The sequence below is a fragment of the Streptomyces sp. NPDC050422 genome, assembly GCF_044458665.1.
Lineage (GTDB): Bacteria > Actinomycetota > Actinomycetes > Streptomycetales > Streptomycetaceae > Streptomyces.
Window position 1 is genome coordinate 1 of the sequence record NZ_JBITIE010000047.1, and the last position, 12,526, is coordinate 12,526.

General features: G+C 68.9%; 11 protein-coding genes and 2 pseudogenes. 7 read left to right on the top strand and 6 right to left on the bottom strand.

The features are described 5' to 3' along the window. Window positions 1-277: 277 nt before the first annotated feature. Entirely contained in the window at window positions 278-526 is a 249-nt protein-coding gene (locus ACIBJG_RS38340; RefSeq protein WP_399314916.1) for a hypothetical protein, read from the bottom strand. A gap of 169 nt (window positions 527-695) precedes the next feature. On the opposite strand from ACIBJG_RS38340, the gene ACIBJG_RS38345 reads away from it, so the two are divergent. The 6 genes and pseudogenes from ACIBJG_RS38345 (at window position 696) to tpg (ending at window position 7,302) form a co-directional block, all read left to right on the top strand. Further along, window positions 696-1,043 (top strand): hypothetical protein, encoded by a 348-nt coding sequence (locus ACIBJG_RS38345; protein ID WP_399314918.1) that lies wholly within the window; start codon window positions 696-698, stop codon window positions 1,041-1,043. Between the two features lie 22 nt (window positions 1,044-1,065). Then, entirely contained in the window at window positions 1,066-1,377 is a 312-nt protein-coding gene (locus ACIBJG_RS38350; RefSeq protein ID WP_399314919.1) for a hypothetical protein, read from the top strand. 36 nt (window positions 1,378-1,413) lie between these two features. Continuing rightward, window positions 1,414-4,098, top strand: a complete 2,685-nt coding sequence (locus ACIBJG_RS38355; RefSeq protein ID WP_399314920.1) for a Helicase associated domain protein — start codon at window positions 1,414-1,416, stop codon at window positions 4,096-4,098. Between the two features lie 690 nt (window positions 4,099-4,788). Beyond that, a pseudogene (locus ACIBJG_RS38360) lies at window positions 4,789-5,290 on the top strand (helicase associated domain-containing protein); the annotation flags it as partial. A 153-nt stretch (window positions 5,291-5,443) separates the two neighbouring features. Next, window positions 5,444-6,409: a hypothetical protein gene (locus ACIBJG_RS38365; protein WP_399314922.1), complete on the top strand. Its 966-nt coding sequence runs from the start codon at window positions 5,444-5,446 to the stop codon at window positions 6,407-6,409. 338 nt (window positions 6,410-6,747) lie between these two features. Then, window positions 6,748-7,302 (top strand): telomere-protecting terminal protein Tpg, encoded by a 555-nt coding sequence (gene tpg, locus ACIBJG_RS38370; RefSeq protein WP_399314924.1) that lies wholly within the window; start codon window positions 6,748-6,750, stop codon window positions 7,300-7,302. Between the two features lie 32 nt (window positions 7,303-7,334). On the opposite strand, the gene ACIBJG_RS38375 is transcribed toward tpg, so the two are convergent. The 3 genes and pseudogenes from ACIBJG_RS38375 to ACIBJG_RS38385 all read right to left on the bottom strand — a co-directional run. Beyond that, a complete protein-coding gene (locus tag ACIBJG_RS38375) occupies window positions 7,335-8,447 on the bottom strand; it encodes a hypothetical protein (RefSeq protein ID WP_399314926.1) in 1,113 nt (370 codons plus the stop codon). A 13-nt stretch (window positions 8,448-8,460) separates the two neighbouring features. Next, on the bottom strand, window positions 8,461-8,739 hold the full coding sequence (locus tag ACIBJG_RS38380; protein ID WP_399314928.1) for a hypothetical protein: 279 nt from the start codon (window positions 8,737-8,739) through the stop codon (window positions 8,461-8,463). Between the two features lie 54 nt (window positions 8,740-8,793). Next, window positions 8,794-8,880, bottom strand: a pseudogene (locus tag ACIBJG_RS38385) (ATP-binding protein); the annotation flags it as partial. Window positions 8,881-9,059: 179 nt separating this feature from the next. On the opposite strand from ACIBJG_RS38385, the gene ACIBJG_RS38390 reads away from it, so the two are divergent. After that, the gene (locus ACIBJG_RS38390; RefSeq protein WP_399314929.1) at window positions 9,060-9,191 is read left to right on the top strand and encodes a hypothetical protein; all 132 of its coding nucleotides are present in this window, start codon (window positions 9,060-9,062) and stop codon (window positions 9,189-9,191) included. Between the two features lie 10 nt (window positions 9,192-9,201). Here the strand turns inward: ACIBJG_RS38390 and ACIBJG_RS38395 are convergent, their stop codons facing one another. Further along, window positions 9,202-10,818 carry a Mu transposase C-terminal domain-containing protein gene (locus ACIBJG_RS38395; protein ID WP_399314933.1) on the bottom strand — a complete coding sequence of 539 codons (1,617 nt, stop codon included), beginning with the start codon at window positions 10,816-10,818 and terminating at the stop codon, window positions 9,202-9,204. Window positions 10,819-10,931: 113 nt separating this feature from the next. Beyond that, window positions 10,932-12,041 carry an AAA family ATPase gene (locus ACIBJG_RS38400; protein ID WP_399314931.1) on the bottom strand — a complete coding sequence of 370 codons (1,110 nt, stop codon included), beginning with the start codon at window positions 12,039-12,041 and terminating at the stop codon, window positions 10,932-10,934. Window positions 12,042-12,526: the final 485 nt, after the last annotated feature.

A 12,526-nucleotide genomic window follows, 5' to 3' on the forward strand; every position in this document is an offset into this window, starting at 1 on the left:
CCCGCGGAGCGGGTACCACATCGCTGCGCGATGTGCAAGCGAACCACCGCGCTGCGCGCGGTGGTTGCGCACCCGCTCCGCGGGTGCGCTGGTGGGACGCTGCGCGTCCCACCCACCCCCGGTGCTGCGCACCGGGGGTGACGCTCCGTCCGCTGCGCTCCTGGAGCTGCGGGGTTCGCCTCGTTCTCCCCCCGATTTCGCTTCGCTTCATCGGGGGGCCGGCGGATCCGCTGCGCTCCCCCGCCTGACGGTCCTTCCGGCTGCGCCTCCAGAACCGTTAGGGCCCGCTGGCGCGGGCCGGGCTGGCTGTTGAGGTGGGGCTCTGGCGAATGCTGTTGAGGAGTGACGTGGCTGTTTCGAGGTCGACTGCCGGATCCCCTATCTCTTCGACGGCGGCGATGAACTCGTCGAGCTGGACCGGGGGCATTTGGTGTGCCATGCCTTCCCGGAGCTGCATGGTGTCGAAGTGGGCGTCCTGGTCGTGCCCGTAGAGATCGGCCAGGAGTTCTTGGGGTGCGGGCTCCATGGGCATTCCTTCTGGTCGACCGCAGGTGGTGCGGGGCGGGCCACTCGGATGTGTTGGGTTCAGTCTACATCCTGCATCAGATTGATGCAGGATGTAGTGTTGGTGAAAACGCGGTACACCCAACAGCTACCTATAAACCCTCCTGTAATTCCGAGAGGAACGACTGCGGATGACCGGTCACCCCGAATCTACCGGACCTGATCTCGCGCTGAGCAGCGATTCTCTGCGCCGGGTGACGCAGTACCAGACGGCGGCTGTGAACGCCCGGTTGAAGCTGTTCGCGCTCCTGGAGACTCAGGGCGTGCCCGCGAGCGAGGCGGACGACCTGGTGGCCGCGCTGGAGGCCGGGGCAGTCGCCGGGGCGCAGTGCCAGGTGGTGGAGCTGGACGGCATGGCGCCGCGCCCTCGTGGCCCTGAGTTCGAGGACGGCTGGGACAAGGGCGTGGCGGCCGTGAGCGAGGCCCTGGTGGGCATCGCTGACCGGGAGTGGTCCCGGCGCGGCGGCCGGGGCCGCTGAACTGGCCGTACACATCGCGGACGTGAGGCAGCGTGAGCGCGTCGACCTGGTGCGGCTGGAGCGGTACATCCGGGAAGCCGTCCTGCCGGCCACTCACCCGCACACCACCAGGCGCCGCCAGGTGCTGGAGGCGCTGGGCGAGGCCGGCGGTCTGTGCACCGCGCGGACCCGGAACGCGGAAGGGGACGTCATCGTCTGCACGCTCGATGCCGGGCACTACAACCCGGACGACAAGCCGCCCTTCAAGGACGGAAAGCCGGGCGGGTGGCACAAGGCGGATGCGTCGATCTGGAACGACTCGGGCGCGGCCTGCATTCCGCACGCGGCCATCTGAAACACCACACGAATTCACCGCTCGGGGAGGCACGGAATGTCAGCGATTCGGCTCAAGGAACACCAGGTAGACCAGCGCTCCGCGTTTAGGAAGTGGGTGGGATTCCCTGCAAGGTCATCTGTGCCCCCGCAGGGTGCCCGGGGCACGATCGTGTCAGCGACCGGTTCGGGCAAGACGATCACGGCCGCCGCGTGCGCTCTGGAGAGCTTCGCGGACGGCCGGATCCTCGTGACCGTGCCGACCCTGGACCTGCTCGCGCAGACCGCCCAGGCGTGGCGGGCGGTGGGCCACCGGGCCCCGATGATCGCGGTGTGCTCGCTGGAGAACGACGCGGTGCTGAACGAGCTGGGGGTGCGCACCACCACCAACCCGATCCAGCTCGCCCTGTGGGCCGGGCACGGGCCGGTCATCGCGTTCGCCACGTACGCCTCTCTCGTGGACCGTGAGGACATCGGCGCTCCCATGGACCAGCGGAAGGTGCGTGGGCCGCTGGAGGCCGCTCTGGCGGGCGGAGAGCGCCTCTACGGGCAGCAGATGGACCGGTTCGACCTCGCGATCGTCGATGAGGCCCACGGAACCGCCGGTGATCTTGGGCGGCCGTGGGCGGCGATCCACGACAACGCCCGCATCCCGGCGGACTTCCGGCTCTACCTCACCGCCACCCCGCGCATCCTCGCCGCGGCCCGCCCGCAGAAGGGCGCGGACGGTCAGGAGGCGGAGATCGCGACCATGTCGAACGACCCGGAGGGAACCTACGGCGCGTGGCTCGCGGAGCTCGGTCTGAGCGAGGCCATCGAGCGCGAAATCCTTGCCGGATTCGAGATCGACGTCCTGGAGATCCGTGACCCCTCGCCCGTTCTCGGGGAGTCGGAGGAGGCGCAGCGGGGCCGGCGCCTGGCCCTGTTGCAGACCGCGCTCCTGGAGCACGCCGCCGCGTACAACCTCCGTACGGTCATGACGTTCCACCAGAAGATCGAAGAGGCCCGCGCGTTCGCTGACAAGCTGCCCGAGACGGCTGCCGCGCTGTATCTGAACGACGCCTCCGACGCGGATCTGGCCGCTGCCGACAAGCTCCCCGCGTCGTCGATCGACGCGGAGTTCTACGAGCTGGAGGCCGGCCGCCACGTTCCGCCGGACCGGGTGTGGTCGGCGTGGCTGTGCGGCGACCACCTCGTGTCCGAGCGGCGCGAGGCGCTGCGCCAGTTCGCCAACGGCATCGACGCGGCCGGGCGCCGGGTGCACCGTGCCTTCCTCGCCAGCGTTCGCGTTCTCGGTGAGGGCGTGGACATCACCGGCGAGCGGGGAGTCGACTCGATCTGCTTCGCGGACACCCGCGGCTCACAGGTCGAGATCGTCCAGAACATCGGCCGCGCGCTGAGGCTCAACCGCGACGGGTCCACGAAGGTGGCAAGGATCATCGTGCCGGTGTTCCTGGAGCCCAACGAGGACCCCACCGACATGGTCGCCAGCGCCAGCTTCCGCCCTCTTGTAGCGGTCCTCCAGGGGCTGCGCTCGCATGACGAACGACTCGTCGAGCAGCTCGCTTCCCGGGCGCTCACCAGCGGGAAGCGCAAGGTCCACGTCCGGCGCGACGAGGACGGGCAGATCGTCGGGGCCGGCAACGCGGGTGACGGCGAGGACCAGGAGGACAACGACACCCAGGCCGCCGCCGAAGCCGCTCTCCTCCACTTCTCCAGCCCCCGTGACGCGGCGACGATCGCGGCGTTCCTGCGCACCCGGGTCTACCGGCCGGAGTCGCTGGTGTGGCTGGAAGGACTCCAGGCCCTGATCCGCTGGCGGGCGGAGAACGAGATCACCGGCGTCCACGCCGTTCCCTACGACGTCGAGGTCGAAGTGGGGGTCACGAAGTCGTTTCCGCTTGGCCGCTGGGTCCATCAGCAGCGGAAATCCCTGCGGGCCGGGGAGCTGGAGGAGCGACGCAAGACGCTGCTGGACGCCCCGGAAGCCGGGATGGTGTGGGAGCCGGGCGAAGAAGCCTGGGAGAACAAGCTCGCCGCGCTCCGGTCCTACCGGCGGGCCACCGGGCACCTCGCACCCCGTCAGGACGCGGTGTGGGGCGAGGGCGAAGCGATGGTGCCCATCGGGCAGCACATGGCCAATCTCCGGCGGAAGGGCGGCCTCGGGAAGGACGCGAAGCGGGCGGAGGAGCGGGCGAAGCAGCTGACCGCGGTCGACCCGGACTGGGACTGCCCGTGGCCGCTGGACTGGCAGCGGCACTACCGCGTCCTCGCCGACCTGGTCGACGCCGACTGCCACCTGCCCGGCATCGCACCCGGAGTCGTCTTCGACGGCGACGACATCGGACGATGGCTCCAGCGACAGAAGAATCCGGGCACCTGGGCGCAGCTTCTCCCCAAGCAACAGGAACGGCTGTCTCAACTGGGCGTGCAACCCGCCCAGGCCCCGCCTCCCGCCCCGGCAGCCGCCCGTACGGCGAAGGGGAAGGCGCCGAGCAAGGCGCAGGCAGCGTTTCAGCGGGGTCTGGCGGCCCTCACACAGTGGGTAGAACGGGAAGGCGCGGACCGGCCCGTACCAAGAGGCGCGGTCGTGGAGATCGAGGTCGACGGCGAGACGGAGCCGGTGATCGTCAAGCTGGGCGTATGGATTTCGAACACGAAATCCAGGAGGGACCGGCTGGACGCCGACCAGCTCGCCGCGCTACGAAAGCTCGGCATGGAATGGAATGGACCTAGCAGATAACTGGTCTTGAAGGTAGAAGACTTGGCGCCTTGGCGCTCTGTCAGCTCAGGCCGACAGAGCGCCAAGCCTTCTCACAGGGCAACGAAGAAGTCCCCGGCCTTGGTCGCAGCCAGGGCGCCAGCCGCGTATGCCGCACCCAGGGCTGCTCGCCAGAGCAAGGTCTTCGCCCCACGCCACCAGCGCAGGTCAGAATCCGTCGCCGTAGACTGCTCCATAAGCTGCTCTCCTTGCATGGACATCGAGATGAGCTGTCGATGCCTTACCGCCCCGGATTCCTTGGCAGTTGACCGGGGCGGTAAGGCATCCAACGTGTAGACCATAACCCGTCTTTGATCATCACCTTTTCGATATGCAGGGAACTACGCACAAACACCTTCGAACATAAAAGCGTCTGACAATGTCTCACATTGATTCGAAGGCTGCTTTTAGAATTCGTCTATCGATCCGAGACCCGCGAAAATGAGCAGCCCGCGAAACGAAGGGGCCGCCATCAGCGTGTGGCATCCCACACACTTCCTCTCTGCGTAGTTTTGCGAACCTTGATCGACACCACCCGCCATGTCGTCCGGCCGGTCGGAACCCCCCGCCCCTGATGGGGTCAGCTGCCCCTTCGTCATGTCCGTGCCCTACGTCATCCTGTACGAGCCCGCCGCCACCGGTACGTCAGCAATGTTCGCTGCAGCAGACCCGATCGTCGGGGCCGGCTGCGAGGACGACGGCGAGGACCAGGAGGACGACGACACTCAGGCCGCCGCCGAGCGGCACTGCTCCACTTCTCCAGCCCGCGCGACGCGGCGACGATCGCCGCGTTCCTGCGGACGCGGGTGTACCGGCCCGAGTCCCTGGTGTGGCTGCAGGGCTACCAGTCCCTCATCCGGTGGTGGGCGGAGAACGAGATCACCGGCGTCCACGCCGTGCCCTACGACGTGGAAGTCGAGGTCGGCATCACGAAGGACTTTCCCCTCGGGCGGTGGCTGCACCAGCAGCGCAAGGCCCTGCGGGTCGGCGAGCTGGAGGACCGGCGCAAGTCCTCCTGGACGCACCGGAGGCCGGGATAATCTGGGAGCCGGGCGAGGAAGCCTGGGAGAACAAGCTCGCCGCGCTGCGGTCGTACCGGCGGTCCACCGGGCATCTTGCTCCGCGTCAGGGCCAGGTGTGGGGCGAGGGCGATGCGATGGTGCCCATCGGGCAGACGGGGACGTGTTCGCGTGCTGCACGGTAGGCGGTCAGCATGGCGGAGACACGATGCAGAGCGGAGGGAGAAACCGTACAACCCGACCGCGGCCCTACTGGTCTGTCTTGTGCAACCCGGCACAGGCATTTCAGGCACACAGAGTGAGGCGCAGTGTCCAAGGTCGTCTACCTGGATCAAAATCACTGGATCACGATGGCGCGGGCACGCTTTGCGCCCGAGAAGATCCAAAAGGCTGAGGAGCGCGAAGCCGCCACTGCATTGTGGGAGTTGGCCGCGACCGGGCAGGTCCGGTTGCCGCTGTCGATGGCCCACCTCGTAGAGACCGCTCACCGCGGCTTGAAGTCCAGCCGTCGTCGGCTCGCACGAGCCATGTTGGACGGCTACGGCGGGTGGCACATGCTCAATCCGCTGGTCGTTCGACGGTACGAGTTGGTGGGCGCATTCAGCGGGACGAAGCTGACGGCAACGGACGTCTTCACCACCGCCGCGAACTCCGCCTTCTTCAACTACACGCCCTCGATCAGCGTTGCCGCGCCGACCGCCGCCCATCGCCCGGACGGCCTGTCCTGGCCGGTGGCCTGGGCAAGCGCCCTGCTGGGGGACACGCTTTCTCCAGAGGAGCTGGCCGCCAGCAATGCGGTCATCGAGCGATGGGCCGCTACCCTCTCCACGCTCGCCCAGTACATGCGGGGCCATCCAGGAGATCGCGACATACGTCTGGTGACGGCCGCACACATGCTGGGCGATCAGGGGAGAGACATCGCCCAGGCACTCCTGATCGCTGGTATCAGCAGCGAGAACGCCTCTGCTCTCCTGAACGAGGAAACGGTGGTCGACTTCTTTGCTCGTTTGCCCTTCGACGGCGGAGTACTGGAGATCACCCAGGCCCGCTTGCGCAACGCATCGGACAAGTGGGTACGCAACGACCTAAATGATCTGTTCTACCTTGCCTGCGCCGCAGGCTATGCCGACCACGTCGTCGCGGAGAAGAAGACCGGCGTCTTCCTCCAGCAGGCGTCGCGCGGGCTCAACACCCCGCGCGCCTTGGTTCACGTCAATCTGCGCTCCCTCGTGCACGACCTCCAGACGCCGCAGGAGACGGGCCGTCACCCATAGCAGGGGCGCGGGTCCGCTCGCGAGGCCGGTGCCAGCGTCCTCTCGGCCTGCAGACGCGGGATGAGTCGGCGCGCGAGACAGCCAGCCCGGACCACCTCGCGTGTAATCCCGGCCGGGACACGGACTCTCACCACGTTCGGCGGTGCAATCCTTGAGCAGGCCCCGCCGACCGGGGCGCTCTGACCTCTGTCCGTCACCATCTCCGTCCCCCGTTCTGCGCCTATAGCCCAGGTTCGCCGATCGTTTGCCCTATACGGCGGATCTCAGTCGCGAGTGGCCACCTCTGTGAGAGAGATGGCAGCTCCGATAGCCATAGGGGTCAAGCGCCGGGGAGAGTCGTGGGAAAGATCAGCAACGGAATCGAACGAGCACTGCTGACGCGCCCGGCACCTACAGGCGCCTCGGCATTGCGTTTCCTCATGAGATCCGAGAAGGGCTCCACGAGGAAGGTGGCACGTCTTCTGGGCGTTTCACAGCGAACCGTACAGCGGTGGGTGACAAAGAAGTCCGGAGCACGTCGTCCGCCGGGTCCGCAGCATGCCCAAGCGATCGACAAGGCGGTCCTGGCTCGGTGGCAGCCCCGAATACGGGCCCGCCGGCGTGCCCAGGCAGAGGCGGAAGGCTTCGTCTTCCACACCAGGGCGCGATTCGGGTTCGCCGCGCCGGCAGGGTCCTCGGACGATCCGCGGGTGCGATGGATCACCCAGGACCTGCCGGGAGAAGTAGCCCGGGAACTGTTCGCCGCTCGGGATGCCGGCGCGGGCGAGCAGCAACAGACCGTGATACTCGCCCGCGCGTTGGGGCACTCCTACTTTCGCGAGTGGGGCCGCCGGGCCCACGGGCTGCACATCGCTTTCAGCGACGTCGAGTTCGCCGACTTCTCGATCGGCTGAGCCTGGCCCGTCGCGTAACAACGTCAGGGTGCTCAGCGTCGTGGGGACCTGGCGTGGCCTGTCGGCATGGCTTCGTACCTCTCGGCTTCCTGCCGCTCGCCCCAGTCCCACTCCACACAGCTGACCGGGCCTTTGCGGCGGACCACGGGCGGCTGGGGTGGGCGCAGTCTGGCCGTCTCCGCCACGCGCAGCAGATGTCCGCGGTCCCCTGGCGCGGTGAGCAGTTCATGGTCTTCGCCGGATGCGAGCCGGGTGAAGCAGGCCGCGGCCCGTAGGAAGGTGCCTGCCCAGGATGGTACGGGGTAGGCGGCGCAGCCGTCGGTGTACCGGGTGCGGTCGTGCAGGGCGAGCGAGGCCGCAGCATCGTCGTAGTCGCGGGGGCGGGCGGTGGCGAGTTGCTGAAGGGAGGCGCCGGTGAACAGTGCGGCGGCGATAGCTGCGGCCAAGCGGGGGTGCGCGGTTGCCGCGTGCAGCCGGTGGGCGACTTGCTGGACGGTGTGTGCGGTGAGAGGCACAGGTGGTGGGCGGTGCCGGAAGGCGATCGGGGGCGGCGTGCACGGGTCGGCGCAGGGGCGGGGGCTGTCGTAGGAGACGAGGCGGTCCAGTGCGGGCAGGGTGAGCCACCGGTCTGCCGGCCCGGCGGGTTTGTCTGCGGGCGGGGGTTCGGTGATAGGCGTGCCGTAGTAGTGGCGGCGGGCTGCCTCGAAGTCGGTGGTGACGGAGTAGTCGGCCGTCCGCAGGGCCTGGTGCAGAGCGGCGGGAAGGTGTGGACGGTGGCAGACCAGGGTCAGGTGGATACCGGTGAGGGCGTGTAGCTGCAGGAGGCGCATCGCGCGGCGGGCGGTGAGGCGGTGGGCGCGCAGGACGGTCAGCCGGGTCACGGGCAGGGCGGCCATCCAGGCCGTGGCGGCTTCCCAGGCGGGCTGACGGCCGCCGGGAAAGCGGCCCGGGAGCAGGGGCGGTTTACCCAGGGCGGCGAGAAGGTCGTGGGCGAGGCCGGTCACGCTGGTGGTGCCCGGGCCGGGGTGCAGGGTGATCCGGCCGGACGTTAGGTGGTGGGCGGCCAGGGCCGTATGCGTGTACAGCGCGTCGTCGTGGCGGTCGAGAACCACGGTGACGGGCGGCAGCGGCGGGGCGAGAGACATGGACGGTGGGGTGTCAGGCGAGGCGGCTGAAGGCCCAGCGCAGCAGTTCCTGGTCGACGCGAGGGCGGCCGGTGCGTGCCAGGGCGGTGCGGGTGTGGGCGGTCAACTGGGCCCACGCGCGGAAGTTGCCGTGCGCGGCATGCTGGTCGGCGAAGGCGATGTCGTCGGGGTCGGCGTCGGCCCAGACCGGGTGGAACAGGGGGATCACCTCGAGGACCTCGGCGGGGGTGAGGCGGGTGAAGTGCTGCCAGATGAAGACGCGGGAGGACAGCATCGGTTCGCGGCGCAGCACGGTGTGGCAGCCCTCGCCGCCGACGAAGATGATCGCGAGCTGGGTGGTGGGTTCGTCCCAGAGGTAGCGGAAGTATTCGAAGGCTTCCCCGTTGAGCCACTGGGCTTCGTCGACGAGGAAGGTGCGGGGGCGTTCGGCCAGAGCTGTTTTTCAGCAGGCGGTCGAATTCGCTGGGGTGGCGCGGTGGTTCGCCGGCCAGGTCGAGTGCGGTGAACAGTTCGTAGCGCACCGCACGGGCGGTGGGCCGGGCCCGGAAGGTGACTCGGCGGACGTCCTCGGCGGGTTCGAGTTCGCGCAGGCAGGTGTTGACGGCGAGGGTCTTGCCGAAGCCGGCGCCGCCGTGGATGCACATCATGGCGCGGGCGGCGACGGTGTCGGTGATGTTCTCCCGGGCGGTGAGCAGGGCGCGGGTGGTGACCACGGAGGCGTCGGGCAGGTCGACGTACTGGTAGGTGGCCGCGCTCACGAGGCGTCTCCGTCTTCGTCGGGGGTGGGAGGTGCGGCCTGTGCGTTGGTGCCGTCCGGGGTGGGAGCGCCATCGCGGCCGGGCGGGGTCTGGGCGGGTTGGCCTGGCGTGGTCATCGCGGCTAGGGAAGCAGGGGTGCGCCAACCGGCCGGGGGCGCGGCGGGTGGGATGAGGTCCGGCAGCGACAGCTGCGACAGGTCGGTATCGGCGGCCTGGGCGAGTTCGGCCCCGGCCTGCGCGGTGGTCAGCGCGCCGAGCCGCTGCGGGGCCTCGGCCTGGGTGACGGCGGCGTAGCGCTCACGCTGGGAGGCTTCCAGGTCCTTCTTCAGACGTCGGGCACGGGCGGCCCGCGTTCTACGTACAGCGCTGATCTGTTCCTCGGTGGCCTGGTCGGCCAGGTCCGCGGGGCCGAGGTATCGGCCGGTGGCCGCGTGGTAGATCTCGATGCGGTGGTCGTGGTGGGGCATGAAGCGGACCCGGACCTGGATCCCGGCTTGCCCGGTCATCCACGGCCCCACGTAGTCGCGTCTTTTGAAGCGGATGCCGCGGGTGGTCAGTGTGCGGGTGCCGGCGTCTTCCAGGGTGAACGTCCACAACTCCGTAGCCGATACGTCCCGCAGCGGGGTGGGATCGTCCTGCCACGCCTCAAGCGGGGTCTTGCCCTGCAGCGGTGCGGGGCGGTGCTCGGTGTTCCACCACCGTGTCCAGGCCAGCAGCCGGGCGGTGAAGTCCTCGAAGCCGAGCAGCACCTCGTCCTTCGGGCCGGAGGGACGTTTGCCGGGGCGCGGCTGGCGGGCGTAGCCGGGCAGCGCGGCCAAGAACATGCTCTCCACCGACCGGTTGAGGCCCTCGACGGTGCCTTTGAGGTGGGGGGTGTAGGCGGGCAGGTCCTCCACGGTGACGTCCAGGAGGTCGAATGCGGCGGTCACCGTCCGGGATAAGAAGTCTTTGCCGCGGTCGACTCGTACTTTCTCGGGCAGGCCGCCGAAGGGGCCGTAGGGGGCTTCGTGCAGGACCGCGGAGCGCAGCGCGGCCAGCACCGATTCCCGTGAGGGATGTATCGGGGTGACGGCGACGCCGGTGATCGCGTTGGTGGCGCAGTCGGTGAACCAGGTGATCCACGGTCTGCGGGCCGTGCCCTCGACATCGACCAGGACGGGGGCCTGCATGTGGTCGGTCTCCCATACGTGGTTGCGCCAGCCGCGCGGCCGGGCCAGGAACACGTCGTGCCTACGTGCTGCCCGCTCCCCTCCTGTAAGTCCGGCCCGCTCCCCCGGCGTCAGATCACGCTGAATCGCGCGGTGCAAGGTGGGCAAAGACGGCGGCGGCGCGGCGGGCGGGCTCTGCCGGGCAGCGCGGGCGGTCAGCTCACGATGGACCGCCGCAACGTTGCCCTTCCACAAGGCCAGCAGGCGGCGCACTTCCGGGGTGACGGTGAAGCGGTCTCTGCTCTGGGCCCGGGAACCTGGAGCGGCGGCCGCGGTAGCGTCGTGCTCGGCCGCGGCCAGCCACCGCCACACCGTGCGCTCGGTCACCTCCAGGGACTGCGCGATCAGCCGCACGTGCCGGGTCGTCAGTTTTTCTTCCTGTCGCAGGGCGAGCAGTCGGCGCACGGCAGGGCCACGCAGCGCAGCCAGGGAGGAAGAGGGCAAGCCCCCACGCACGTCCGGCCCATTCTCGTACTCACCGGAGCGGGCACCGTCCTCTCCCGTCCCGGCGGCGCCGGTCACAGCGGACCCATGAGGCGTGCACAGGACCGCTCCAGCATCCTGCGGTTCACCTCCACAGAACTTCGGCCGTAGGTCTCGGCGGTCAGATGCGAGGTGAGCTTCGCCCAGGTCCGGAAGTTGCCGTGGCCCACGTGCTCGTCCACCCACGCAACATCGTCTTCGCTCACGTCCTCCCACAGCGGGTGGAAGGCCGCCATTGCCGCTGCCACCTCGCCCGGGCGAAGGCGCGGCACCAACTCCCAGGTCAGCACCCGGGACGCCAGTGCGGGCACACGGCGCAGCGCCCGTTCGCTGCCTGCCCCCGCGAACACGAATGCCGTGTCCGTGTCCGGGTGGTCCCACAGTCCGCGCAGAAACTCCAGCGCCGGCCCCGGAAGGCGCTGTGCCTCGTCCAGCACCAGGACGCGTGGCTGTCGTAGCGCGTTCACCAGCGCAAGGTCGGCCTCCCCCGCCCCGCGCGGCAGACGCCGACCCAGCTCAAGAGCGTCCGCGAGTACCCGGCGCAGTTCGGGAATCGTCGGGTGCACACCGACGTGGACCCGGCGGACCCTGGCAGGGTGCGGTAGCTGGGACAGGGCGTACTGCAACGCAACGGTCTTGCCCTGGCCGGCGTCGCCGTACAAGCACACGACCGCCCCCACCGCGGCCGCGTGCGCGACCGTCCGCAGCACCAACCGCACAGCAGGCGTATGGACTACCTGGGCGCCCGGTACCAGGACCGGGACCTGTGCCAGGTGCTTCTGCTCCCGTAAGAACACCTGACCGTCGGTGCCTTTATCGGCCACGACGTTCAGGCCCAGTTCGCTGAGCGGATCCGGCCTGCGCGGACCGGCCACCTCAGGGTCCCGCCCGGTCAGCAATGTCCGCCCCGCCCGGCGGTCCCTACGGATCACCCGGTGCAACGTCGACGCCGACGGCACCCCGGCCCCTCCGCCGGTGGCGGCCAGCCGGCGCCTCAGCTCGGCAACATTCCCGCCCACCTCACCCAGCAGCGACCACACCTCGTCCGACACCGCGTATCCCTGCCGGACACCGGGTTCCGTCTGGCCGGTCGTCTTGGCTTGCTCCAGCCAGCGCCACACCGTACGTTCCGAGACACCGGTCATGTCAGCGACCGCCCGCACATGCCGGGTGGAGAGCTCTCCCGCTTGCTGCTTCTCCAGCAGCCGGCGTACCACCAACCCCCTGGGGAGCCCTGCCCCACGGCCGGCTCCTACGTTTTGATCCACCCCACGATCACAACGTCCGAGCCCACCTCAGCGGATAAGAACTCTCGAACCTGAGACAGCATCACCCGCCATGAGATAAAGCCTCACGACAGCGATCCCACCCGTCAGCCTCTCGCCTCGTGACAGCGACACCCTCGCCCACACACGACCACTGACCAGCCCCAACAACCCCGTTCAGAACGATCAGCACCGACTCTCACAACCACCGACACCAAACCGAGAGATCGCAGTCAGGCCGGCGGTGACAGCGGCGAGATCCCGTTCGAGTGAACCGTTCCGGGTTCGGTAGAGACTCGATTCCGTGAAAGGATTGAGTCATGGCACGCCCCTCCTCCTATCCCCCTGAGCTGCGCAAACGAGCG